Annotated in this window: 20 protein-coding genes; 8 read left to right on the forward strand and 12 right to left on the reverse strand. The window is 60.0% G+C overall.

Translation table 11 applies throughout. The annotated features are described in order from the left end of the window. Nucleotides 1–10: 10 nt before the first annotated feature. Complete coding sequence (argF, locus tag AC2FJB_RS06915; protein ID WP_299898669.1) at nt 11–937, reverse strand: ornithine carbamoyltransferase; 927 nt, start codon at nt 935–937, stop codon at nt 11–13. Between the two features lie 74 nt (nt 938–1,011). Next, the gene (locus tag AC2FJB_RS06920; RefSeq protein WP_496717693.1) at nt 1,012–2,199 is read right to left on the reverse strand and encodes an aspartate aminotransferase family protein; all 1,188 of its coding nucleotides are present in this window, start codon (nt 2,197–2,199) and stop codon (nt 1,012–1,014) included. Between the two features lie 273 nt (nt 2,200–2,472). On the opposite strand from AC2FJB_RS06920, the gene AC2FJB_RS06925 reads away from it, so the two are divergent. Then, nucleotides 2,473–3,357, forward strand: coding sequence for a DMT family transporter (locus AC2FJB_RS06925; RefSeq protein WP_496717694.1), 885 nt, complete (start codon nt 2,473–2,475; stop codon nt 3,355–3,357). 103 nt (nt 3,358–3,460) lie between these two features. Here the strand turns inward: AC2FJB_RS06925 and AC2FJB_RS06930 are convergent, their stop codons facing one another. Next, nucleotides 3,461–4,264: an ABC transporter permease gene (locus tag AC2FJB_RS06930; protein ID WP_496717695.1), complete on the reverse strand. Its 804-nt coding sequence runs from the start codon at nt 4,262–4,264 to the stop codon at nt 3,461–3,463. Nucleotides 4,265–4,390: 126 nt separating this feature from the next. Here AC2FJB_RS06930 and AC2FJB_RS06935 point away from each other — a divergent pair, with 126 nt between their 5' ends. Both AC2FJB_RS06935 and AC2FJB_RS06940 read left to right on the forward strand, forming a co-directional pair. Then, entirely contained in the window at nt 4,391–4,966 is a 576-nt protein-coding gene (locus tag AC2FJB_RS06935; RefSeq protein WP_117869672.1) for a GcrA family cell cycle regulator, read from the forward strand. Nucleotides 4,967–5,142: 176 nt separating this feature from the next. Beyond that, on the forward strand, nt 5,143–5,829 hold the full coding sequence (locus tag AC2FJB_RS06940) for a hypothetical protein (protein ID WP_496818033.1): 687 nt from the start codon (nt 5,143–5,145) through the stop codon (nt 5,827–5,829). Nucleotides 5,830–5,832: 3 nt separating this feature from the next. On the opposite strand, the gene AC2FJB_RS06945 is transcribed toward AC2FJB_RS06940, so the two are convergent. Both AC2FJB_RS06945 and AC2FJB_RS06950 read right to left on the reverse strand, forming a co-directional pair. After that, a complete protein-coding gene (locus AC2FJB_RS06945) occupies nt 5,833–6,909 on the reverse strand; it encodes a T6SS phospholipase effector Tle1-like catalytic domain-containing protein (protein WP_496717698.1) in 1,077 nt (358 codons plus the stop codon). Further along, nucleotides 6,887–9,178 (reverse strand): xanthine dehydrogenase family protein molybdopterin-binding subunit, encoded by a 2,292-nt coding sequence (locus AC2FJB_RS06950; RefSeq protein ID WP_496717700.1) that lies wholly within the window; start codon nt 9,176–9,178, stop codon nt 6,887–6,889. The genes AC2FJB_RS06945 and AC2FJB_RS06950 overlap by 23 nt, the downstream gene beginning before the upstream one ends. A gap of 113 nt (nt 9,179–9,291) precedes the next feature. Here AC2FJB_RS06950 and AC2FJB_RS06955 point away from each other — a divergent pair, with 113 nt between their 5' ends. The 4 genes from AC2FJB_RS06955 to AC2FJB_RS06970 all read left to right on the forward strand — a co-directional run bounded on the left by AC2FJB_RS06955 (nt 9,292) and on the right by AC2FJB_RS06970 (nt 14,932). Then, on the forward strand, nt 9,292–10,020 hold the full coding sequence (locus AC2FJB_RS06955; RefSeq protein WP_496717701.1) for a dienelactone hydrolase family protein: 729 nt from the start codon (nt 9,292–9,294) through the stop codon (nt 10,018–10,020). A 79-nt stretch (nt 10,021–10,099) separates the two neighbouring features. Continuing rightward, a complete protein-coding gene (locus AC2FJB_RS06960) occupies nt 10,100–13,261 on the forward strand; it encodes a valine--tRNA ligase (RefSeq protein WP_496717703.1) in 3,162 nt (1,053 codons plus the stop codon). A gap of 135 nt (nt 13,262–13,396) precedes the next feature. Beyond that, nucleotides 13,397–14,560 (forward strand): benzoate/H(+) symporter BenE family transporter, encoded by a 1,164-nt coding sequence (locus AC2FJB_RS06965; RefSeq protein WP_496717704.1) that lies wholly within the window; start codon nt 13,397–13,399, stop codon nt 14,558–14,560. A gap of 39 nt (nt 14,561–14,599) precedes the next feature. Beyond that, nucleotides 14,600–14,932, forward strand: coding sequence for a DnaJ family domain-containing protein (locus tag AC2FJB_RS06970; RefSeq protein ID WP_496717705.1), 333 nt, complete (start codon nt 14,600–14,602; stop codon nt 14,930–14,932). Here the strand turns inward: AC2FJB_RS06970 and AC2FJB_RS06975 are convergent, their stop codons facing one another. Both AC2FJB_RS06975 and AC2FJB_RS06980 read right to left on the reverse strand, forming a co-directional pair. Continuing rightward, nucleotides 14,933–15,715 (reverse strand): crotonase/enoyl-CoA hydratase family protein, encoded by a 783-nt coding sequence (locus tag AC2FJB_RS06975; protein ID WP_299898649.1) that lies wholly within the window; start codon nt 15,713–15,715, stop codon nt 14,933–14,935. It lies immediately after the preceding gene. A gap of 66 nt (nt 15,716–15,781) precedes the next feature. After that, on the reverse strand, nt 15,782–16,852 hold the full coding sequence (locus AC2FJB_RS06980) for an SMP-30/gluconolactonase/LRE family protein (protein ID WP_496717706.1): 1,071 nt from the start codon (nt 16,850–16,852) through the stop codon (nt 15,782–15,784). 87 nt (nt 16,853–16,939) lie between these two features. Here AC2FJB_RS06980 and AC2FJB_RS06985 point away from each other — a divergent pair, with 87 nt between their 5' ends. Continuing rightward, a complete protein-coding gene (locus tag AC2FJB_RS06985; protein WP_496717707.1) occupies nt 16,940–18,055 on the forward strand; it encodes a pyridoxal phosphate-dependent aminotransferase in 1,116 nt (371 codons plus the stop codon). Between the two features lie 125 nt (nt 18,056–18,180). On the opposite strand, the gene AC2FJB_RS06990 is transcribed toward AC2FJB_RS06985, so the two are convergent. The 5 genes from AC2FJB_RS06990 to ptsP all read right to left on the reverse strand — a co-directional run bounded on the left by AC2FJB_RS06990 (nt 18,181) and on the right by ptsP (nt 25,705). Continuing rightward, nucleotides 18,181–19,371, reverse strand: a complete 1,191-nt coding sequence (locus tag AC2FJB_RS06990) for a pyridoxal-phosphate-dependent aminotransferase family protein (RefSeq protein WP_496717708.1) — start codon at nt 19,369–19,371, stop codon at nt 18,181–18,183. Nucleotides 19,372–19,422: 51 nt separating this feature from the next. Next, nucleotides 19,423–20,055 (reverse strand): bifunctional 4-hydroxy-2-oxoglutarate aldolase/2-dehydro-3-deoxy-phosphogluconate aldolase, encoded by a 633-nt coding sequence (locus tag AC2FJB_RS06995; protein WP_496717709.1) that lies wholly within the window; start codon nt 20,053–20,055, stop codon nt 19,423–19,425. A gap of 3 nt (nt 20,056–20,058) precedes the next feature. Then, nucleotides 20,059–21,864, reverse strand: coding sequence for a phosphogluconate dehydratase (gene edd / locus AC2FJB_RS07000; protein WP_496717710.1), 1,806 nt, complete (start codon nt 21,862–21,864; stop codon nt 20,059–20,061). Nucleotides 21,865–21,866: 2 nt separating this feature from the next. Beyond that, nucleotides 21,867–23,312: a glucose-6-phosphate dehydrogenase gene (gene zwf, locus AC2FJB_RS07005; protein ID WP_496673897.1), complete on the reverse strand. Its 1,446-nt coding sequence runs from the start codon at nt 23,310–23,312 to the stop codon at nt 21,867–21,869. Between the two features lie 149 nt (nt 23,313–23,461). Then, a complete protein-coding gene (gene ptsP, locus AC2FJB_RS07010; RefSeq protein ID WP_496717711.1) occupies nt 23,462–25,705 on the reverse strand; it encodes a phosphoenolpyruvate--protein phosphotransferase in 2,244 nt (747 codons plus the stop codon). Between the last annotated feature and the right edge of the window lies 1 nt (nt 25,706).

Genomic DNA, 25,706 nt, shown 5'->3' on the forward strand with positions numbered 1-25,706 from the left:
GTCGGCGCCCTTAGACGCCCAGACACCAGCGCATGACCGCCTTCTGCGCGTGCAGGCGGTTTTCGGCCTCATCAAAAATGACCGAGTTCGGTCCGTCCATAACCTCGGAGGTCGCTTCTTCCTCGCGGTGGGCCGGCAGGCAATGCATGAACAGCGCATCCGGTTTGGCATGCGACATGAGTTCAGCGTTGACCTGATATGGTCGCAGCATGTTGTGGCGGCGTTCCTTGGCCGACTGGGAATCATGCATCGAGACCCAGGTGTCTGCGACGACGAGGTCAGCGCCTTCCACCGCTTTGTGCGGATCCCTTTCGATCACGATTTTCGACCCTTTCTGGCGGGCAAACCCTATGAACCCTTCTTCCGGGTCAAGCTGAGCGGGCCCGGTGAAGGTCAGATCGAACCCGAACTGACCAGCGGCGTGCAGGAAGGAGGCGCAGACATTGTTGCCGTCGCCGGTCCAGACCACCTTTTTTCCGGCGATGGGGCCGCGGTGTTCCTCGAATGTCAGAACATCAGCCATGATCTGGCAGGGATGGGTGCGGTCGGTCAGGCCGTTGATCACCGGCACGTCCGAGTATTCGGCCATTTCGGTCAGGATGGTTTCATCAAAGGTGCGGATCATGATCATGTCGACATAGCGCGACAGCACACGGGCGGTGTCGGCAATGGTCTCGCCATGACCCAGCTGCATGTCCTTGCCGGACAGCACCATGGTCTGCCCGCCCATCTGGCGCACGCCCACATCGAAAGACACGCGCGTCCGCGTCGACGGCTTTTCGAAGATCAGTGCCACCATACGATCTTTCAACGGTTGTTCGTCGTCAGGGGCGGCCTTGGGGCGGCCCAAACGCGCCTGTTTCATCACGCCCGCCTGATCGATCATGGCCCGCAGATCGGTAGAATCGGTTTTGTGGATATCAAGAAAATGGTTCATTTTGCTTCGCTTTTGGCTGACGGCGGGTGGGGTCAGACCCCAACACCCCCAAAGTATTTGAAGAAAGGTGAAACTCAGGCAGTCGCAAGCTGGGTTTCGATCTGTTTGGCTGTTTTGTCGAGGCGGATCACGGCCTGAGCGATATCGTCCTCGGTCAGGGTCAGCGGTGGCAGCAGACGGATCACGTTGTCGGCGGCGGGAACGGTGATAACCTCGTTGTCATACCCTGCGTTGACCACGTCGATATTGGTCGGCTTGCACTTCAGGCCGAGCATCAGGCCCGATCCGCGCACTTCTTCGAACACTTCAGGGTGGTCGGCGATCAGGCCTTCGAGCTTCTGGCGCAGAAGCCCGGATTTGCGGTTGACGCCTTCAAGGAAGGCGGGTGTTGCCACGTGATCAATCACCGCGCAGCCCACGGCGCAGCCCAGCGGGTTGCCGCCATATGTCGAACCGTGGGTGCCCGCGGTCATACCGGACGCCGCGTCTTCGGTCGCCAGTACAGCCCCCAGCGGGAAGCCCCCGCCGATGCCCTTGGCGACCATCATGATATCAGGGGTGATCCCCGCCCATTCATGGGCAAAGAGCTTGCCTGTCCGGCCAACGCCGCATTGGACTTCATCAAGGATCAGCAGAAGGCCATTTTCGTCGCAGATCTGGCGCAGCGCTTTGAGTTCGGCATCAGGTACGGGGCGAATACCACCTTCGCCCTGCACCGGTTCGATCAGGATCGCGGCGGTCTCATCGGTTATGGCGTCGGTGACGCCATCGAGGTCTCCGAATGCCAGGTGGGCAAAGCCGGGCAGCAGCGGGCCGAAGCCCTTGGTCATTTTCTCGGACCCGGCAGCAGCGATACCGGCTGACGACCGGCCGTGGAAGGAACCGTCGAAGGTGATGATTTCAACCCGCTCGGGCTGACCTTTGTCATAGAAATACTTGCGGGCCATTTTCACGGCCAGTTCGCAGGATTCCGTGCCAGAGTTCGTGAAGAAAACCGTATCGGCAAAAGTGTGTTCCACCAGCTTGTCAGCCAACGCCTGTTGCTGAGGAATGTTGTACAGGTTCGAGACATGCCACAGCGCATGGGCCTGGTCAGTCAGCGCGGCCACCAATGCCGGATGGGCGTGACCCAGCGCGTTCACCGCGATCCCGGCGCCGAGGTCCAGAAAACGTCGGCCATCCGCCTCGGTCAGCCAGGCGCCTTCGCCCTTCACGAATGTCAGGGGCGCACGGTTGTAGGTCGGCAGAACGGACGGGATCATGGGATCATCCTTTTCAGGTAGTATGAGCCTCGTGAGTGGTACACGAAGGCCCAGTTCGTCAACAGATTTGGTGAGGTTTGTGCCGAATAGCTGGGCACACGGGATCAAACAGGCCGGTTACGCAAAGATGCGTCGGCGTCGGAGCAGTTGGATATGCACATGTTTGATCATGGCCTTCCGTATAGCGATGCTTGCGCAGGTTGGGAAGCCGGTATTTTGAAACGATCCCATTTTGCGCTTGCCAACGCCTGCGCAACCGCGCACCGCTTGGCCATGTTCGAACCCAAACACCATAATCCACCGCTTGCCGCCGCGCTTATCTTTGTCGCCACCGCCTTTATTGCGGCGACGACGCTGCTGGCCAAGGCGCTGGGGACGGATGCGTTGGGCCCTCCGTTGCATGCGATGCAGATCAGTCACGGGCGGTTTCTGTTTGCCCTGCTGGCGATCCTGTTGGCGGTTGCAATTCTGCGGCCCCGATTGGTGCGGCCCCATTGGGGTCTTCACATCGGGCGGACCAGTTTTGGCTGGGCGGGGGTGACATTGATGTTCGCGTCGGTTGCCTTCATTCCGATGGCGGATGCGACGGCTATATCCTTTCTGAACCCTGTCTTTGGTATGGTGCTGGCCATTCCTCTGCTACAAGAACGCGTGGGACTGTGGCGCTGGCTGGCTGCGGCTGTTGCCTTGACGGGTGCACTGATCCTGCTTCGCCCGACCCCAGCCAGTTTTCAGCCCGCTGCCCTTCTGGCGCTGGCAGCGGCCGCGCTGATCGGGATGGAGTTGATTTTCATCAAGAAACTTTCCGGGCGCGAGCCACCGATGCAGATCCTGCTGATCAATAACTCGATGGGGCTGGTGATCGCCACGACAGCCGTCAGCTTCGTCTTTCAGATGCCGACCTCGCAGCAATGGGCAGCATTGGTGGGGATCGGCGTTCTGATGGCCTGCGCTCAGGCTTGTTTCGTCAACGGCATGGCGCGGGCGGACGCATCCTTTGTGGCCCCGATCAGCTATGCCACGCTGATCTTTGCCGCCCTTTACGACTTTGCGGTCTTTGATGTGATCCCTGACTGGATCAGTCTGGTCGGGTCTGCGACTATCCTAGCCGGCGGGCTGATCCTGGTCTGGCGAGAAGCGGTGCAGCGCCATGCCTGAGAGCCTGCCCTGCACAGGCCCTGTATTCCGGAACGGGGGCGCCTGCGCCCTTGCTGGGAAGGCCAAGCCTGCCCTTGAAACCCGACACGCTGGCAGAGCGGCGCTAAGCCTTGAGACGGTAACCGGTGCGCAGCATCAGCCAGGTGATGATTCCGATCACGAGTGTTGCAAACGTACAGACCGCCATTCCCAGCCACGGAGAGCTGTCCGACACCCCGATCATCCCATACCGCAAGCCATCGATGAGATAGAACACCGGGTTCAGGTGTGTCAGGCGATTCAGGACAGGCGGCAGCGCCTCGACCGAATAGAACGTACCCGACAGGAAGGCCAGCGGTGTGACGATAAAGTTGGTGATCGCAGCCATCTGGTCGAACTTGTTGGCAAAGATACCTGCAAACAGTCCCAACGCGCCCATGAACGCTCCGCCCAGAACGACAAAGGTCAACGCGATCAACGGGTGCTGAGGCGCGATGGAGAGCAAGACCAAAAGCGCAATCGAGATCACCACTGCAATCATCACGCCGCGGGCGATGCCACCCGCGAGGTAGCCCAGCAGAATCTCAAGCGGTGACAGCGGTGGCATCAAGGTATCAACGATGTTGCCTTGCACCTTGGCGATCACCATCGAGGACGAGGTATTGGCAAAGGCGTTCTGGATCACCGTCATCATCATGATCCCCGGCGCCAGAAACATCACAAACGGCACGCCCATGACATCAGGCCGGCTGGGTCCGATGGCGATGGTGAAGATCAACAGGAACAACCCCGCCGTAACCAGTGGTGCCAGAACCGTCTGGGTCCAGACGGCCAGAAAGCGCAGGGTTTCGCGCTGCGCCAGCGTGTAAAGGCCCATCCAGTTGACTGCTCCGAAGCGACGCGCGGTCTGATCTGCGGGATTCTGCATGTTTTGCCCTCAAACTGATTCGAAGACAGCTTGTAACTCGGGCTGCAGTGTTTAGAATAGGGGGCTGAGACGAATTCCCAAGGCGGCCCGAATCCGGGGCCGCTTTCCGCTTTTGAAAGGCTAACGATGTCCTGGACAGACGAGCGCGTAGAACTGTTGAAGAAGATGTGGGGCGAAGGCCAGTCGGCCAGCCAGATTGCCAAGGAACTGGGTGGCGTGACCCGCAATGCGGTGATCGGCAAGGTGCACCGCCTGGGCCTGTCCAACCGGACGGCAGGCGCATCCCCGGCCAAGGCGGAACCGAAAGAAAAACCGGCGCCTGCCCCCAAGGCCGAGGCCAAACCCAGACCTGCGCCCAAGACCGAACCGGCGCGCCCGGCGCCTGCCCCGACCTCCGAGTCAAAACCGGTCGTTCCGGCCCGCCGTCAGATCATCCCCGCCGGTCAGCCGCTGCCACCGCAACCGTCGGCCAATGAGATCAGCCCCGAAGCGCTGGCCAAGGTCAACGAGATAGAGAAAAAGGCCAAGAAGCTGACTCTGATGGAATTAACCGAGAAAACCTGCAAGTGGCCCGTGGGCGACCCCGCGACCGAGGATTTCTGGTTCTGCGGCCTTCCGGTTGAGGCAGGCAAACCCTATTGCGAGGCACATGTGGGCGTGGCCTTCCAGCCGATGAGCTCGCGCAGGGATCGTCGACGTTAGAATTTAGCTATGAACGCTGGTTTTAATGGCGTGACATTTTCTTCTTTCTTGGCTGCCCACCCGTCGCAAGATAAGTGGGCAGTGTTTTTTTGACCCAAGAAATTCAGTCATTCAGCCCGACCTGAAATACAAGATCCTGTTTTGTGTCTACAGTGTGCTGATTTTCGCGGCGTACGTTGAGCCATTTAGCCCTTCGATATTCGAGCCGAATTGGCGCGGAAAACCCTGCCTTTGTTTTTTCAGGCCACATACTTGTATTCATGGCTTACGCCCGCCATTCCCACATTCATTGGTGGCCTTGTACTACTGGGATTGTCTTCGACTCCACGATTTCCCGCCAGTTGCATTGCCGTTTTTCAATCGTTTCCGGCTTGTTTCTGACGTTATCTGGGATGGTGCTCTCGCTCGGTTCAGACACCCAAATTCTACACGGTGTCACCCTGGCGTTAGCCATCGCCGCAAGCTTTCTCATTTGGTCGGGATCGGGCGGGCAACCACAGCCCTCCCGGGCGGCGAAGATTGGCATTTCAATCGGGACAATCGCCGCGCTCTGGTCGTTGTTGACAATTCCGATGATCCTTGTTCAGGCGCGTTTCATTGCGGATGGCGCGCCCTATTGCATCGCCGAACATGCAAAAAATGCGCCAATCGAGGCAGTACGAGATTTCCGGGGCTTCTCATTCTACACGGCCGCGACGGGATACAAATCCACATCAAAATGGTACTTTCACGGCCTGATGATAGTAGATCACCCCGATAAGCAACGGGTCTATAACTGGTCTCCAAGAAGATGGCGTTTCGATCTGGTTGAGCGCCCGGATGCAATGGTCGCGTCAGTCAGAAATGCCTTCGTCCCAAGGTGACCCCTATTGCGCCGGATGCGAAGGTAAATTCGGCATCGCGACCCATTCAGGCAGTTCCTCCGGCGAAACTGAAACATGCAGGCGTTCTGACGGGTCCTGCCCGACCTTGCGGTGCTTTCGCAGCAGGAAAATCTTGCCCCAGCCGCGCCATGTGCCAACCGACGCAGCATGGGGATCAATGGGAAAACGATCGCGCCAGCCATCGGGCAAAGGCAGACCGTGCATTTCCGTCTTGTCCAGCATCCAGATCAGGGAAATGTTGCTCAACGGCCGTGCCTCTTCATAGCCATTCAATTGCCCCCCGATGTCTCCATGTGTGCCGCGGAACCAGACCTGTTCCACATGGCCTTTGAACTCGGGAGTGCAGGTCCACAAAACCGGCTCGAACACCTCGCGTGTCTCATCCAGTGCAATAGCGTGATAACCGTGTCGCGTCACCGGGCCCAGTTGATGGTTGTGAAAGGCGTGCTTATCCTCGGCCCAGCGCCACAGCAGCGGCAGTCTCAGACCCAGCGCCTTAACCGTGTCCCAGACGCCGATCATCTCGATCTCAACCCCTTCGTGGCAGAAACGACGGCGGAATTCGCTGGCGGCAATGCTGTCTGGATTGCATTCGTAGTGGCGGTACGCTTGCAGTATGTTTCGTTCGGTGGCGTGTTCCGCCTTCAGCAACCCGACCATGTCGATTACACCGGCAAGACTGCGTACGCCGTAGGCACCGCGCGAATACCCAATGAAAAAGATCCTGTCGCCCGGCTTGTAACGGGACGCCAAATAACCGTAAGCGCGACGGATTTGGCGATTGATACCCTTGCCCATCATCACATCCAGCGAGGATTTCCAACTTTCCCACTGCACCCCTGCCTCATAGAACACCGAGACCTTGCTGCCCATCTCACAGCACAGGCGAAATGTCTGACCGGCATGGGTTTCAAATCCGGGCTCGAGGGTGGACATGGTGCCATCAAGGATGATGACATGACTGATCGGTTCACGGTGCCGCGACTCAGCGGAATGCTCGGACCGCAAAGGCCGTCCAAGCCATCCCAGAACCTTTCTACTCAGCCGCGACAGATTCATGCGTCAGCAATTCCCATACTCTTTGAGGTGTGAAAGGCATGTCCGCCTGCCGCACCCCGTGATCCCAAAGCGCATCCTGAACCGCATTTGCCACAGCAGCCAGCGCGCCCACGGTGCCGGCCTCGCCACACCCTTTCATTCCCATCGGGTTTGAGGTTGATGGAACCGGCGCCGAGGTAAACTTAATCATGGGTATGTCGGTTGCACGGAGCAAGGCGTAGTCCATAAACGAAGCCGTGAGCAGTTGCCCATGTGCATCGTGCACGACATGTTCCGTCAGGGCCTGCCCGATGCCCTGCACCACCCCGCCATGCACCTGCCCTTCGGCCAGCATCGGATTGATAAGATTTCCAAAATCGTCAACCACGGTGTAGCGGTCCACCCACGTTTCGCCGGTGTAAGAATCGATCACGACTTCGGCAACATGCGCGCCATTCGGGTAGCTGCGCGCATCCAGGTTGGCGCGGGCCTCATGTTGCAGCAGATCCATTCGACCATCGGCACGCGCCATCTCGGCGGCTTCGGTCAGCGTCGGCGTCAGGTTGGAGCCCGGCGCTCGGAATGTCTCGTGGTCAAAACTCACATCACTTTCCTCGACCCCCATCTTATCGGCAAGATAAGGCGTGAATGCGGCGATCATCTTGTCAATCGTGACCAGAGTGGCGGTGCTTTGCACCGTGACCGAGCGAGAACCACCAGTGCCGCCGCCATGGGCAAGCCGGTCGGTATCGCCCTGTATGACGGTGATCATGTTCATGGGGATACCCGTCTGATCCGACAGGAACTGGGCGTAAACAGTCTCATGCCCCTGCCCGTTCGATTGTGTGCCGACGTAAAGGTTCACCGTGCCATCCTCGCAAAACGCGACCTTCGCGTTTTCGGAAGGGTCTCCCAAAATGCTTTCGATATAGTAACAGAGACCCTGCCCCCGGATCAGCCCGCGTTCCGCATCCGCAACCTTGCGGCCCTCGAACCCGGTGGTCTGGTCAGCCGCGCGGGTGAGGACCATGTCGAAATCACCGACATCATAAGTTTCGCCGGTGGAGGAGGTGTAAGGGAAATCACCGGGGCGGATGAAATTTCTGCGCCGCAACTCCCACGGGTCAACGCCCAGTTCGCGCGCGGCGCGATCCATCACGCGTTCAAGCACGTAAATCGCCTCGGGCCGACCTGCACCGCGATATGCGTCGACCTGCGTCGTGTTCGTATAGAACCCTTCGACCCGCAAATAAGTGGTCTGGACGTCGTAGACACCCATCAACACCTTGCTGAACAGGCTGGTCTGGATCGCCTGACCGAAGTGGCTGTTATAGGCGCCGAGATTCACCTTGCTGTGGACGCGGTAGGCAATGATCTTGCAATCGGCGTCGAAGGCCAGCTCGGCCAGCGAGGTCAGATCGCGGCCATGATGGTCGGACAGCATCGCCTCGGACCGGTCGGACATCCAGTGCACCGGCTGACCCAACTTCATCGCCGCCACTGAAACGCAAAAATATTCAGGGTATGGCATCACTTTCATACCGAAACCACCACCGACATCCGGGGTCGTGACGCGTATGTCGTCCGCATCCAGTTTCAGCTTTTGTGCCAGTTGGGCCTTCATCGCCCAGACGCCCTGACCTCCGTAAGAGAAATGCAGACGCCCGTCAGACCAATCGGCCTGGCAGCCACGCGGTTCCAGCGAACTGATGATGACCCTGTTGTCGGCGACGTTCAGCGACACGGTATGTGCGGCGGACTGAAAGGCAGTCTGGGTCGCGGTTTCGTCGCCCAATCCCCAATCAAAAGCGCGGTTATCAGGTGCTTGCGTGTGTAAAGTCTCACCACCTGCGTCAACGTCCAGTTTGGCCGGGTGTTCTTCTGTATCCATCCAGATCAACTCGACCGCGTCCTGCGCCTGGATCAGTGTATCCGCAACGACAACCGCCACCGGCTCGCCCACAAAGCGCACACGGTCCTTGGCCAGCATGTGCCAGTCCGGCGCAGCCGCCTTGGACCCATCGCGGTTCTGCAGGACTGCCGCATTCAGCACCGTGTCGATGCCTGTTGCGGCCAGATCGTCCAGCGTCATGACCAGCCGAACGCCGTCGGCACCCCGTGCGGCCTCAATATCCAGAGACGTGATGTCACCATGCGCCACCGGACTGCGGTAGAAAGCGGCAAACAAAGCGTTCCCGGGCACCGCATCATCCATGTAACGCCCCTGCCCGGTCAGGAATCGTTGATCCTCGGTCCGTTTCACCGGCTGGCTTCTGCCGAACTTTTCCATGGGGTGGCCCTCCTGCGCGATCTCAGGGCGAGCGTAGCCCGCGACCCGGCAATGTCCAGCGGGGTTCGCCGAAATTCGTTTGCGCGCAAAGGATGTTCGGATAGCCTTGGGCCATGAGCTGGACGCATGATACCGTTTTTCCCTTCTCTGCCCCGATGACCAGCGGGCAGACGATCACACATGACGTTTATGTCGGCGGTGAAGGCCCACCGATCCTGATCCTTCAGGAGCTGCCAGGGATCGGGCCCGAAACGCTGGCGTTGTCCGCAAAGCTCAATGCATCCGGCTTTCGCGTCTACCTGCCTCATTTGTTTGGAGCCTATGGCAAGGTTGAAATGGCCAAGAACATGGCCCGGTTGTTCTGCGTGCGGCGCGAGTTCAACATTTTTGCCCGTGGCAGACAGAGCCCAATTGCAGGATGGATGCGCGCCCTGACCCGTGAGATCAAGCAACGCGAAAACAGCGCCGGTGTGGGCGTCATCGGCATGTGCCTGACAGGCAGTTTTGCCCTTACTCTGATGGCCGAAGACGCAGTACTGGGTGGGGTAGCCAGCCAACCTGCACTGCCAATCCTCGGGGGCCGTCATCTGCACATGAGCGCTGACGACGTCGGCGCGGCCTCTGCGGGTATGGCCGCGAAGGGCCCCGGTCTGGCGATGCGGTATTCAGAAGACAAGCTTGCACCCAAGAAACTGATGCAGGCGCTCAAACAGGCATTCGGCGATCTGCTGGAAACGGTCGAATATCCCGGCAAGGATCATTCGCTGCTGACGCTGGATTTCCATGATCCCGCCTATCAACGCGTTGACGCCTATTTCAAAGCGCGCTTTGGCATGGCTTAGGCGCACTAGGCCTTCCCCTTACCGCGCGCATTCGCTATTGCAGTCGCTGACCCGAATTTGTTGACGCAGGACGCATCCCATGGCGATGGAAAAGACATTCAACGCGGCCGAGGCCGAGGCCCGCATTTATGAGGCCTGGGAACAGGCCGGAGCCTTCAAGGCTGGCGCGAACCGTTCGCGCGATGAAAGCTTTACCATCATGATCCCGCCGCCCAACGTGACGGGTGCGCTTCACGTTGGACACGCCTTCAACAACACGCTGCAGGACATCCTGATCCGCTGGCACCGCATGCGTGGCTTTGATACGCTGTGGCAACCGGGTCAGGACCACGCCGGCATCGCCACGCAGATGCAGGTCGAAAAGATGCTGGCCGCCACCCAACAGCCCAGCCGCACTGAACTGGGCCGTGAAAAATTCCTTGAGAAAGTCTGGGAGTGGAAAGGCGAATATGGCGGCACGATCATCGAGCAGCTTAAGCGTCTGGGGTCTTCCTGTGACTGGTCGCGCAACGCATTTACTATGGCCGGTGCGGCGGGCGATCCGCGCACGGGGCATGAGAACTCGGCCAACTTCCATGATGCGGTGATCAAGGTCTTCGTAGACATGTACGAGAAGGGCCTGATCTATCGCGGCAAGCGGCTGGTCAACTGGGATCCACATTTCGAGACCGCTATCTCGGACCTCGAGGTCGAGAATATCGAGGTCGCCGGCCATATGTGGCACTTCAAATATCCGCTGGCCGGGGGTGAGACCTATACTTACGTCGAAAAAGACGAGGACGGGAATATCGTGCTGGAAGAAGAGCGCGATTACATCTCGATCGCCACGACCCGCCCCGAGACAATGCTGGGTGATGGCGCGGTTGCGGTTCATCCGTCGGATGAACGCTATGCGCCCATCGTCGGCAAACTGTGCGAAATCCCGGTTGGCCCGAAAGAGCATCGCCGCCAGATTCCGATCATCACCGATGACTACCCCGATCCCGATTTCGGCTCGGGCGCGGTGAAGATCACCGGCGCGCATGACTTCAACGATAACATGGTGGCCAAGCGCGGCGGCATTCCGATGTACCGTCTGATGGACACCAAAGGTGCAATGCGGGCAGATGGTGCGCCATACGCCGAAGCGGCAGGCAAGGCTCAGGAATACGCGCGCGGGCGCGAATTCACCGAGAACGAAATCGACGCGATCAACCTCGTGCCTGATCACCTGCGCGGGCTCGACCGCTTCGAAGCGCGGGCCAAGGTGGTGGAAGAGATCACGGCTGATGGTCTGGCCGTGATGACCCGCGCGGATGATCCGCGTCTGGGTGCGACCGCTTTGAAGCCGGATCAGGAAGGGGCCGACACGCTGGTGCCGCTGGTCGAGAGCAAACCGATCATGCAGCCCTTCGGCGACCGGTCAAAGGTGGTGATCGAGCCGATGTTCACCGACCAGTGGTTCGTCGACGCCGAAAAGGTCGTCGGCCCCGCGCTGGATGCGGTCAAGGATGGTACGGTCAAGATCATTCCTGAATCGGGCGAGAAGACCTATTACCACTGGCTGGAAAATATCGAGCCCTGGTGCATCAGCCGCCAGCTGTGGTGGGGGCATCAGATTCCGGTTTGGTATGGGCTCGACCTGTCCGCGGAAGACTTCATTGACGACGAGAATGATGGCGACCTTGATCTGGTTGAATTGGGCCGTTTGCTGAACGAAGGCGGCATGCTGCACCGTGGCAATGTCATGGAATGTGCCGCAAGCTTTGAGGCCATTACCGAAAAGTTCCTTGACGACAATGCGGACATTCCCAGCCCTCTGAGCCACGCGACTGTGATCGAGGTCGCCGACAAGCAGGACGCGATCCATCAATTCGCCGAAAGCCTTGCGCAGTATGCAATCGAACAGGATCCGACCAAGCTGGTTTACCCGGTCTGGCGTGACCCTGACGTCCTCGACACATGGTTCTCCTCCGGCCTCTGGCCCATCGGCACGCTGGGCTGGCCCGAGCAGACCGAGGAGCTGGAACGCTACTTCCCTACGGACGTTCTGATCACTGGCTTCGACATCCTGTTCTTTTGGGTCGCCCGGATGATGATGATGCAATTGGCGGTGGTCGATCAGGTCCCGTTCCACACCGTCTATCTGCACCAGCTCGTCCGCGACGAGAAGGGCAAGAAGATGTCCAAGACCACCGGCAACGTCATCGACCCGCTGGAGATCGTGGACGAATTCGGCGCCGACGCCCTGCGCTTTACCAATGCCTCGATGGCGGCGATTGGCGGTGTGCTGAAACTGTCGCGCGAACGCATCACCGGCTATCGCAACTTCGGCACCAAGCTGTGGAACGCCGTCCGCTTTGCCGAAATGAACGAGGTCTTCACCGACGCAGTGCCGCAGTTGGATGTGGCCGACCTGAAGCCCAAGGCCGCCGTGAACCGCTGGATCATCGGCGAAACCGCCCGCGTACGCGAAGAGGTCGACGCGGCGTTGGAAAGCTATCGCTTCAACGATGCGGCGAACGGGCTTTATGCTTTCGTCTGGGGCAAGGTCTGTGATTGGTACGTGGAACTGTCCAAACCGCTGCTGCAAGGCGACGATGCCGAAGCACAGGCTGAAACCCGCGCCACAATGCGCTGGGTTCTGGACCAGTGCTTGGTTCTGCTGCACCCGATCATGCCCTTCATCACCGAAGAGCTGTGGGGCCTGACCGGCAGCCGCGCCAAGATGCTGGTGCATGCCGACTGGCCAACCTATGCCGCCGCTGATCTGGTCGATGCCGACGCGGATCGCGAGATGAACTGGGTGATCTCGGTGATCGAGAACACCCGTTCGGCCCGCGCCCAGATGCGCGTTCCGGCGGGCCTGTACGTGCCGATGCTGGTGACCGAGATCGACGCGCACGGCCAGGCCGCCTGGGACCGGAACGAGGCGCTGATCAAACGTCTGGCGCGGATCGACAGCCTGACCAAAGCGGATGAATTGCCCAAGGGTACCATCTCGATTGCCGCCCCCGGAGCCTCCTTTGGCCTGCCGCTGGCGGATATCATCGACATCGGCGCGGAAAAGGAACGGTTGGAGAAAGCCAAGGGCAAACTGGCCAAGGAACTTGGTGGCCTACGCGGCCGTCTGAACAACCCCAAATTCGTGGCCTCGGCCCCGGAAGAGGTGGTTGCGGAAGCCAAAGCCAACCTCGCCGCCCGCGAGGAAGAAGAGGCCAAGCTGAACGAAGCCCTCGCCCGGCTGGCTGAAATCGCCTGATCTTCATCTTGTCCTTAATGTTCAAACCCCTGACCCCGTCGCTGATCCGGCGGGGTTTTCTTTTGCACGATGGGACCTTGCCCGACCCTGCCCCCGCTTGTTAGCAATCTGCGACCACAATATTCCGAGGCCGTCATGACGCACACAGCCCCACCGCTCCAGACAGTCTCGACCGGGCTGGTTGTGGCAATCGTCGGCTTCTTCAGCTCTTTCCCGATTGTATTGCAAGGGTTGGCGGCGATGGGCGCATCCCCGGCGCAGGCGGCGTCCGGATTGATGATGGCAGCGATCGCCATGGGCCTGACCGCCATTGTGCTAAGCCTGTGGTATAGGCAGCCGATCAGCGTGGCCTGGTCCACACCGGGTGCTGCCTTGTTGGCGGTGTCTGCCACACCGGCTCTCGGATTCGCTGAGGCGACGGGCGCGTTCCTATGTGCAGGGGCATTGACTGTGTTGGCCGGGTTGTGGCGACCTTTGGGGCGGTTGGCCGCGGCGATACCTACGACTCTGGCGCAGGCCATGTTGGGGGGCGTGTTGCTGCCGCTTTGCATACTACCCTTTCAGGCGGCGGTCGAGCTGCCATGGCAAGCCTTGCCGGTGATCCTGACTTGGTTCATCGCCGGCCGGATCAACCGCCTGTTTGCCGTTCCGGCTGCGGTTGTAGCAGCTGCAGCCGTCGTGGTTTTGAACGCCGGGGACGCGTCGCTGACACCGACGCAATGGATCGCGGCTCCGGTCTGGACCACGCCCAGCTTCTCTGTGGCTTCGGTCATCGGAATTGCCGTGCCGCTGTTCATTGTCACGATGGCGACTCAGAACATCCCCGGAATCGCGGTGATCCGCAGCTTTGGTTATGCGCCGCAGACAGGCAAGCTGTTCTCGGCCGTAGGCATTTCCAGCATCTTGTCCTCTCCGTTCGGTGCGCCCGCAACCTGCCTTGCCGCTATCACTGCGGCGATGTGTTCCAACAAAGACAGCCATCCAGACCCCGAACAACGTTACTGGTCCGCGATAATGGGTGGGGTATTCTATTGCCTGTTCGGAGTGTTCGCCGTGGCAATCACCGGGTTCGCAATTCATGCCGATCCACTGTTGATGGGCACGCTGACCGGTGTTGCGCTGATCGGAGTGATGGCCAATGCCGCTTCAGCGGCGCTGGAAGTTCCAGCCGAGCGCGAAGCGGCCATCCTGACCTTTGCTATCACTGCATCCGGCATTACCGCGTTTGGACTCGGCGCGGCTGTCTGGGGTCTGTTGGCGGGTGGCATTGCCTATCTGGTTACGCAACGCGTCAGATAGCCGGTTTCAACCTCCCTGCGGATCACGTATGAAGAGGCTATGTTTGGAGCGTTGGGAAAACTGGTCGAGCGCCAGATCAAGAAAGCCCAGGCCGAGGGTCAGTTGCAGCGCCTCGAGGGCGAAGGCCAACCGCTGCCTGACCGGTCATCCGAGGCATTGAGCGATCCGGCCACCGCCGCCGGCCATCGGATCATGGCCCAGGCAGGTGTTTTGCCAGAAGAATTCGACATCAAAAAACAGCTCGATATCGCGAGACAGGACTACGCGACCCTGACGGACCCCGCCGAGCGTAAGGCCGCCATGGCTCGCATCGCCGATCTGGAGATGCGCTACAACATGGCCCGCGACGCACGGCGGTCTTTCATGCGGTGATCATTTGAATTCAGGCTTGCGGCCCTGCATCTGCGCCATCACCACTTCCATTTGATCAGGCTTGCCGATCAATTCCACCTGTTCAGCGGATTCCGCCATCAGAACGTCTGCGCGTACCTGAGTTTCGGCGACTTCGATCAATCGCTTGGCGGCACGGATGGCCGAAGGGCTTTGGCCGGCAATGTTCTCGGCGATGGCAAGCGCCTCGGTCAACGGGTCATCGGACAGCTGCGTGACAAGGCCCCAATCTGCCGCCTGCGTCGCGCCGATCGGGCGGGCTGTGTAAGTCAGCAGGCGCAGCACGTCCGAGCGGACCAGTCGAGGCAGCAGAACCATGCCACCCATGTCGGGGATGATGCCCCATTTCATCTCCATCACCGCCAGTTTCGCCTCGGGATGCGCGATACGGATATCCGCGCCCAACGCGATTTGCAGGCCACCGCCATAGGCCACACCCTGAATTGCGCAGATCACCGGAACCGGAACGCGACGCCAGATCAGGGCAAGTTCCTGCATTTCGTTAGCGTCTTCATGACTGCGGGTCATCAGCCATTCCGTTGGGTCCATATGGGCCATCTTGGCAAAGCTTGCCATGTCGAGCCCGGCGCAAAAGCTTTTGCCTTCGCCGGACAGGACCACGGCACGGGCATCCGATGCGGTGACCTCTTGCCCGGCGGACAGAAGCGCCTTGATCATCGCATCATCCAGCGCATTCATCTTGTCGCCTCGGGTCAGAGTGACATGGGCAACGTGGTCTTGATAGGCAACGGATACGCGTGACATGGGGGACCTCCCGAAATTCAATTGCTGCAAACATGCCCGGACAGAGTGCGGAATACCACTGCGACGTCAGGGCATTTCGCTGACAGGCATTCGTCCGAACCACGGGGAATCGAGGGTCATGACATAGAACTGATCGCCTACGATCTTGCCTCCGGTCGTGATGCCCAAGCGGCCTTGCGGGTCCTGTAGCGTGCGCAGGATCGTACCGTCGCCATCAAACTGCACCATCATGCCGCGATGGATTGGCGCGGGGCGTACTGCCGGACCCAACCGCCAGATCACCTTGCGCAGGAACGGGTACGCCATCAGTGCCTCGGACGGGACCCGCGGGCTGGCGAAGGCCATCCAATAGGTGCCGTCACCCTGAGCCTCGAGGTTGTCAGGATAGCCGGGCAGGTTTTCCAACAGGATCTCTTGTTGCCCTGCTTTTTGTCCGGTCAGCCACAGTTTGTGCACGCGCGCGCGACCTGTTTCCGCGATCAGCAGAAAATCCTCATCAGGTGAAAGCGCGACACCGTTGGTATAGACAAAACCCTCGGCGATTTTCTGGGTGCGGCCATCGGCTGTGCGACGCGCGACGTAACCTGTATCGGACTGTTCCCAGATGGTGAGGACAGAGGTCGGTTTGGTCCCGCCCATGGTTTCCGGGTCGAAGCGGTCAGATGAATTCGAGAAGTAAATCGTGCCATCCTGCGCCACATCCAACTGGTTCGCGTAGATCACTGGCGCGCCGTTGATGTCACTCACCACTCTGTCCAACGTGCCCGGGCCAGTCCAACGCATTACGCCGCGAAAGCTGTCGGCGATGTAAAGCGCGCTATCCGGTCCGGCCTTGAGGCCCAGGGGACGCCCGCCAAGTTGGTCAACTGCAACCGGTTCCGCCGCGTCGATGCGATAGAGGGTGCCTGCCAGACTGGTCGTGTAGACTGATCCATCGGGCATGACGGCGATGTCTTCAGGGCCGATCTCTTCCCCCGGCAGGCGGATCAGTTGCGCTGCGTCCAGTGCTGTATTTTCGACGAAATCCCCAGTGAATCCGGCATCTTCCGGCATCTCGACGGCAACAGGTTCAACCGGGACGGGCCAGAATAGTAGATAGGCGAGGCCCAGGAGAATAACGGCAACGAAAATGCGCATTTGCGCTCCTTTTTCAAATATCTTTTCCCGCGCGCCAAAACATGGTGCGTGCTTGCTCATTGATCGGGCTTGGGGTTATCTGCGGACATGACCGAACCTCGATACACCCCGCTAGCCCAAACCCTGCCCGCCACCGTGCCCTTTGTGGGCCCCGAAACGCAAGAGCGTCAACGTGGCGCGTCATTTGTTGCGCGATTGGGAGCCAACGAGAGCATTTTCGGACCGTCCCCCCACGCGATCGAGGCCATGGCACAAGCGGCGTCAGAGATCTGGATGTATGGCGACCCCGAAAACCATGACCTGCGCCATGCTTTGGCAGACCATCACGGCATATCGTCGGAAAATATTGTTGTGGGCGAAGGGATTGATGGGCTTTTGGGCTATCTGGTGCGGCTGATTGTCGGTCCCGGGGATGCCGTTGTCACCTCGGACGGGGCCTATCCGACCTTCAACTATCATGTGGCCGGGTTCGGCGGCATTCTTCACAAGGTACCGTATTCAGGTGATCACGAAGACCCCTCAGCCCTGTTTGCCAAGGCTGCTGAGGTCGACGCCAAGCTGGTCTATCTGGCCAATCCGGACAACCCGATGGGAAGCTGGCATTCTGGCGCGGATATTGTGGCCGCCATGGACGCTTTGCCCGATGGGTGCCTGCTGGTTCTGGATGAGGCCTATGTGGAATGCGCGCCAGAGGGGACGGCTGCGCCTGTAGGTATCGACGACCCCCGCGTTATCCGGATGCGAACCTTCTCGAAGGTCTATGGCATGGCGGGTGCACGGGTTGGGTATGCCATGGGCACGCGGGATCTGATCGCGTCCTTCAACAAAGTGCGCAACCATTTCGGCATGAACCGCGCCGCGCAGACCGGGGCTTTGGCGGCTTTACAGGATGGTGCGTGGCTGGAGCATATCCAAGCGCAGATCGCAGAGGCACGTGAGCGGATCGGCGCGATTGCCCGGGAAAATGGATTGGCGGCCCTGCCTTCGGCCACCAATTTCGTGGCGATTGACTGTGGGCGGGACGGGGGTTTTGCCAAGGCCGTTCTGGATGCATTGGTCGCGCAAGGGATATTTGTCCGAATGCCGTTTGCTGCACCTCAGAACAGGTGCATTCGGATCAGCTGTGGAGCGGCGTCTGATCTGGACGCGTTTGCCGCTGCTTTGCCCAAGGCGCTTGTGGTCGCGCGCGGACTGGCTGACTGATCCTTTTCCATACGGTCGGACAGCAAAGGGGGGCTGTCTGCCCCCCATCGCGCCACTGCGCGATCCCCCCGAGGATATTTTTAGCCAGATGAAGAGGCGGATCGCGCAGGGACCCCAATAGGGTGTCAGGCGGCCAGTACGGCGGCGGCGGCTTCGAGGGCACCCGTGCCACGCGGTATATCAAGTGCGGCCATGGCTGTTTCCATTCCACCCAGAATGGCCATCACCATCTGCCCGTTGACATGACCCATATGGCCCAGGCGGAAACAGCCGTCATAGTCCTCCATTCCCAATCCGATGCCCAGTGTCAGGCCCAACTGGTTTTCGGTGAATGCGCGCAGGGCTGTGCCGCGGCTGTCCGTCAGGCGCAATGCGGTAACGGCGTGGCTGCGGTGGGCGCGGTCAGCGACGTTCAGATGCAGCGCGCCGCCTTGTGCCCAGGTTTCGCAGGCTGCCCATATGGCCTTGGCCAGTCGTTCGTGACGGGCCCAGACCTGTTCGATCCCCTCTGCATGGATCAGGTCCAGCGCGGCGCGCAAACCGTAGAGATGGTGCGTGGGCGCTGTGCCGTTGAAATACTGGTAGAACAGGTCTGGATGGGCACGCGGTTGCCAGTCCCAGTATTGCGAAACACGCGGCATGGTGGCCCGCTTGGCTTGCGCCTTTTCGTTGAAGAAGACAAAGCCGACGCCTGCCGGGGTCATCAGCCCCTTCTGACAGGCGGTGACAGTGACATCGACGCCCCATTCATCCATCTCGAACCGGTCACAGCCCAGCGAGGCGATACAGTCTGCCATCAACAGCGCCGGGTGGTTCAGATCGTCCAAAAGCTGACGCAATGCCGGGATGTCGTTGCGGATCGAACTGGATGTATCCACGTGCACCGCCAGAACGGCCTTGATCTGGTGGATTTGATCCGCACGCAACGCATCTGCGATCCGGTCGAAATCCCAGGCGGACGAGCTGCCGAAATTGATCAACTGTACCTTTGCCCCGAGCCCCTCGGCCATTTCGGCCCAGCCATGGGTGAACCTGCCCGAGGCAGGGGCCAGAACGGTTTCGCCGGGGGCGATCACGTTGGACAGCGCCGCCTCCCACGTGCCGTGGCCATTGGCGATATAGATGGCGACATTGTGCTTTGTACCAGCAATCCGGCACAGATCGCGCGTCAGGCCGGGCATCATATCAATTAGTTCGCCATCATAGATGTTGGGCGACGGACGGTGCATGGCTTGCAAAACCGCGTCCGGTATGACCGAAGGGCCGGGGATGGCCAGATATGTCCGCCCCTGGGAAAGGGCACCTGTCTGTGTCATGGGGTCAACCTGTTTGAATTGACGCCCACCTTAGCGAGGGGCCGGGCGGCGTCAATCCGCCAGCTTCGATGCCTCGCGCGCAAGTGTTTCGATCCCGGCCCAGTCGCCGTTTTCGACCATTTTCTTCGGCGCGACCCAGCTGCCGCCAGCGCAGACCACGTTGGACAAAGACAGGTAATCGCGGGCGTTGGATGGGGACACACCACCCGTAGGGCAGAAGCTGATCTGCGGCAGCGGCGCGCCGATCGCCTTCAGTGCAGGCGCACCACCTGAAGCCTCGGCCGGGAAGAACTTCAGCATGTCATAGCCCTTTTCCAGCAACGCCATCGCTTCGCTTGCTGTGGCGGCGCCGGGCAGCAGCGGCAGACCTTCGGCCTCGCACGCCGCGATCAGGGTATCTGTGGCGCCGGGGGAAACGCCAAACAGCGCGCCGGCTTGTTTGGCAGCGCGGACATCATCGGGCGTGACCAGTGTACCTGCACCGACCACGCCGCCGGGCACTTCGGACATGGCGTTGATCACATCCAGCGCCGCCGGGGTGCGCAAGGTCACTTCAAGCGCCGGCAAACCACCTGCGACCAGCGCCTCGGCCAGAGGGCGAGCCAGAGCGGCGTCATCGACGACCAGAACCGGAACAATGGGCGCAAGTGCGCAGATTTCACGGGTGCGTTGGGTTTTGGACATCTCTTATGCTCCGAATATGCTGGCGCCTGCGTCGGCAGACCCGACATTCTGCCGGAACGCATCGAAAAGGTCGCGCCCGACACCGTGTTGGTTGGCTGAAAGGTCGGCGGTTGTGGGCGCACGATCCAGAACGCCTTCGGTCAGGATTTCCAACTCACCCTTGACCGCATCAACGCGCAGAAGATCACCGTCTTGCAGGTAGGCGATGGGCCCGCCATCCAGCGCTTCGGGGCAGACATGAATGGCAGCGGGTACTTTGCCGGAAGCACCCGACATGCGGCCATCGGTGACCAGTGCCACTTTCTGCCCGCGGCCCTGCAAAATCGACAGGATAGGTGTCAGCGAGTGCAGCTCAGGCATTCCATTGGCCTTGGGACCTTGGAAGCGAACAACCACGATGACGTCATCGGTGAACTCTCCGGCCTTGAATGCGGTTTTGACCTCGTCCTGACCGTGAAACACGCGCACGGGGGCTTCGACGACCTGATGTTCTGGCGCAACCGCCGAGACTTTCATGACAGCAGTGCCCAGATTTCCAGTCAGGCGCGAGAGGCCACCGGTGGGTTGGAAAGGGTCTTTGGCCGGGCGCAGGATCTTTTCGTTCAGGCTGTGACCCGCGCCGTCCTGCCAGATCAACTCGCCATCAATCAGCTTGGGTTCCTTGGTATAGTTGTGTAGCCCCTGCCCCGCGACGGTCAGCGTGTCCGGATGCAGCAAGCCATCTTCAAGCAGCGTTCCGATCGTGTACCCTAGGCCGCCGGCCGCATGGTAGTGGTTCACATCTGCCAGACCGTTGGGATAAACCCTTGCGACCAGCGGCACGACTGCGGAAATGTCGGAAAAATCCTGCCAGTCCAACACGATACCACCGGCGCGCGCCATGGCGATCAGGTGGATCAGAAGATTGGTTGAACCACCAGTCGCCATCAGGCCCACGATACCGTTGACGAAGGCGCGTTCATCCAGAATCTGACAGACCGGTGTATAGCTGTTACCCAACGCGCTGAGTGACAGGGCACGCCGCGCGCCTTCCTCGGTCAGGGCGTCACGCAGCGGGGTATTCGGATTGACGAAGCTGGAGCCCGGCAGGTGCAGGCCCATGAACTCCATCAGCATCTGGTTGGTATTGGCGGTGCCGTAGAAGGTACAGGTGCCGGGGCCGTGATAAGCCGCCATTTCAGCCGCCATCAGCTCTTCGCGGCCCACCTCTCCGGAGGCGAATTTCTGTCGGACCTTGGCTTTTTCGTCGTTCGGCAAGCCGCTGGTCATTGGTCCTGCGGGCAGGAACACGGCTGGCAGATGGCCAAAGACCTGCGCGCCGATGATCAGACCGGGGACAATCTTGTCACAAACCCCGAGGAACACGGCCGCGTCGTACGTGTTATGGCTGAGCGCCACACCGGTCGCCAGCGCAATCACATCGCGCGAGAACAAAGACAGTTCCATTCCCGCTTCGCCCTGGGTGACACCGTCACACATGGCGGGCACACCGCCTGCCACCTGTGCCGTTCCACCGGCGGCGCGGATCGCGTCGCGGATCAGGGCGGGATACCGTTCGAACGGCTGATGAGCCGAGAGCATGTCGTTATAGGCAGTGACAATGCCCAGATTTCCGGCGGTGCCGGTGGCCATCGAGTCCTGATCTTCGCCCGCACCCGCATAGGCATGGGCCTGACCACTGCAGGACAGATGCGCACGGGCGGGACCTTTCGATCTGGCCTGCTCCATCCGTTCAAGATGTGGACCGCGCAGATCGGCGCTGCGGTCGATGATCCGTCCGGTGACATCGGAAATGACTGAGTGAACCATGATTACCCTCCGATCTGACGCCAGCGACGCCCATCGCGATGCATCAGCATCAATGCTTCTTCGGGGCCTGAACCGCCCTGATCGTATCGTGCGGGTCGATCACCCCGTTGTTCCCACCCCTGAACGATGGGATCGACCCAGGCCCAGGCGGCCTCGGCCTCATCCCCGCGCATGAACAGGGTTTGATCGCCACGGATAACATCCATCACCAGACGTTCATAAGCGTCCGGCGCTTGCGCTTCGGCCCCCAGTGCATCGGCAAAGCTCATGTCAAGCGCAACGTCCGACAGGCGGAAGCCCCCCGGCCCCGGATCCTTTATCGTGGTGCGCAAGGTGATGCCTTCATCAGGTTGCAACCGGATCACCAATACGTTGCCATGCAGCGGACCGACATTGGGGAAAATCGTATGCGGTGGGTCACGAAAGAACACTGCAATTTCGGATTCGCGTGCCCGCAGACGTTTACCGGTGCGCAGATAGAACGGCACACCTGCCCAGCGCCAGTTACCGATATGAACCTTGAGGGCAATGAAGCTTTCGGTGCGGCTGGCGGGGTTGCCGACATGATCGACATAGCCGCCCTCGCCTTTTTCGGCCCGGTACTGGCCGCGCGCGATGTCGGACTGGGCAACGGGTTCCAGCGCTTCGATAACCTTGACCTTCTCGTCTCGCACCGCGTTGGGCGAGAATTTCGACGGCGGTTCCATCGCGGTCAGGCACAACAACTGCACAAGATGGTTCTGGATCATGTCCCGCATCGCGCCGGACTGATCGTAATAGGCCCCGCGCCCTTCGACGCTTACGGTCTCGGCTACTGTGATCTGCACGTGATCAACATGGGTCGAATTCCAGAGTGGTTCGAACAGCGAGTTCGCAAAGCGCAGCGCCATCAGGTTCTGCACGGTCTCTTTGCCCAGATAATGGTCGATCCGGTAAACCTGATGTTCTTCGAAACAGGCACGCAAGCCTTCGTTCAGCGCCTTCGCTGAGGCCAGGTCGTGCCCAAATGGTTTTTCGACGACAATGCGGCTGTCCGGTGTCGCAAGGCCAGCGTCATGCAGCCGCTGCGCGATACCCGAAAAAAGGCTTGGACCAACGGACAAATAAAAGGCCCGCACGACGTCATCGCGCATCAGCTCTTTCAGATCAGACCACCCGGCCTCACCCAGAGCGTCCACGGGCACGTATTCGACATGGGCAAGGAACCGATCCAATGTCTGTTGGGAAAAACCCGGCGCGAACTGTTGCATCGATTTGCGGACCTGATCGCGAAACCCGTCGCTGTCGATATCAGAGCGTGCGGTACCGATGATCCGCGCGCCGTCGGGCATTTGCCCGACCTCGAAGCGATGGTACAGGCCCGGCAGGATCTTACGCTGCGCCAGGTCGCCGGTCGCGCCGAAAAGCACCAGATCGAATGGCTCTACCGGAATTACGCGTGAAACCATCACGGGCTCCTTTTGAGTTTGCCGATATCAGCTTAGCACGGCGTGAAAACCCGCAAAACCTGATATGTTATCGCTAACATTGCTTGTCTATTAGAAAGTCGCCCATAAAAAATCAAGCATAGTTTGACAAAACTGGCTCGTTTTGCGCATTAAGTCTGATTGCGCAGCCAATCCATCACCGCAGGACGCACGGATTGGTCGCCGCGATGGCGTGCATCAGCGATGATTTTGCGAACCTCCGTCAGGTTACACCGCAAAAGAAGGCTTTTGACCGGACCGATTGAGGCAGGGCGCATCGACAGCGTCCGTATCCCCATTGCCGCAAGGCACAACGCCTCAACCGGGCGACCCGCATCTTCGCCACAGAAGCTGAGCGGGGTATCCGAGATATCGCAGCGTTCCACAATGCGTTCCATCAGGCTCAGGAAGCTGACATTCAGTGTGTCATAGCGACGGCGGACCAGTTCGTTTTCACGGTCAGCGGCAAAGAAGAACTGCTTGAGATCGTTGCCGCCGATTGAAATGAAATCCACCTCGTCAAAGAACTTCTGCGGTGCAAAGGCCAGCGACGGGGTTTCCAGCATCGCGCCAACCTCAAGCGTTTCGGGCAGGACATGGCCAAGTCGTTTTTCGCGCTCGATGGTTTTGTTCACCTCCCAGCGGGCTTCGCGGTATTCCTCGGCCTGGGCGACAAAGGGAAACATGATGGTCAAAGGCCGACCATTCGCAGCCCGCAACAAGGCCTGCAACTGCATCCGCATGACACCACGCTTGTCCAGACCAACGCGAATGGCGCGCCAGCCCAGCGCCGGGTTTGGTTCGGCCACGTGTTTCATATAGGGCAGAACCTTGTCCGACCCGATATCGAGTGTGCGGAACACGACCCTCTTGTCCGCCGCCGCGTCCAGAACGCGCTGATACTGGCTGACCAGTTCAGACCGTTTCGGCATCTGGTTTCGGATCAGAAACTGCAGTTCCGTTCGGAAGAGGCCAACACCCTCGGCGCCCGAGGTGCCAAGCGACGGCAGGTCGGCCATCAGACCCGCATTCATCACCAGGTTTATCCGCGATCCGTCCCGCGTCACGCAGGGAGTTTCGCGGATCGAAGCATAACGTTCCTGCGCCTTGGCCTGCATCGCGATCTTGTCTCGGAAGGCACTGACCACGCTGTCTTCCGGGCGCAGATGCACAACACCCTGGTCACCATCGACCAGAATGTGATCTCCGTTCAGTGCCTCGGTGGTGATCCGGCCCACATGCACGACCAAAGGAATCGCCAGCGCTCTTGCAACGATGGTGGCATGGCTGCCAACAGACCCTTCTTCAAGCACGATCCCTTTCAGCGCCCGCCCGTATTCCAGCAGGTCGCCGGGGCCGATATTGCGCGCGACCAGGATCGGATCGGGTGGCAGATCAGCACTGTCCGTCTTGCCCTGCCCGGTCAGGATGCGCAGCAGGCGGTTGCTGAGATCGTCCAGGTCTGCAAGACGTTCGCGCAAGTAAGGATCTGTGACCTGCCCCATGCGGGCACGGGCCTGGGATTGTTCTTTCTCCACCGCGGCCTCGGCGCTGAGACCCAGGGCAATGTCTTCTTCCATCCGCCGCATCCAGCCTTTGGAATTGGCGAACATACGATAAGCTTCCAGCACCTTCAGCTGTTCCTTATCGCCGCCCTGAGAAATCTCGAGCATCTTGTCGACACCGACGCGCAGTTCTTCTACCGCGCCGACCAGACGTTCGCTTTCCCGGTGCGGGTCTTCGGCAATTGGATTGGTTACAACCACGCGCGGTTCGTGCAGCCAGACATGCCCTTCGGCGGAACCTTCCTGCGCCGGGCCACCGCGCAACAGAACGGATTGCTGGTGCAGTGGCGACAAGGCCGCGCCCTCGCCGACAAAGGCACCCAATTCGGCCATTTCGGCCAACACCATGGCCACCACTTCAAGCGCATAAATCTCGTCAGCGGTAAACTCGCGCGCCTCGCGGGACTGGACAACCAGAACACCCAGCTTTTCCCCTAGGCGCTGAACCGGCACGCCCAGGAAGGAGGAATATCGTTCCTCGCCGGTTTCCGGCATATAGCGGAAGCCCTTGGCCGACGGCGCGTTGGCGGTGTTGACAACCTTGCCGAACTTGGCAACCCGCCCGACAAGACCTTCGCCCATGCGCATCCGGGTTTTGTGGACCGCTTCGGGAGACAGGCCTTCGGTCGCGCAAAGCTCGAGCGTGTCTTCATCGCGGAACAGGTAGATCGAGCACACCTCGGCCCTGATACTATCAGCAATCAGGTGCGTGATCCGGTCAAGACGTTCCTGACCGGCGGCTTCGCTTGCCATTTCTTCGCGTAGCCGACGCAGCAGCTTGCGGGATTCTGTTTCCGTGCCGTCTGACATG

Source organism: Ruegeria sp. CDSC085, assembly GCF_059610465.1.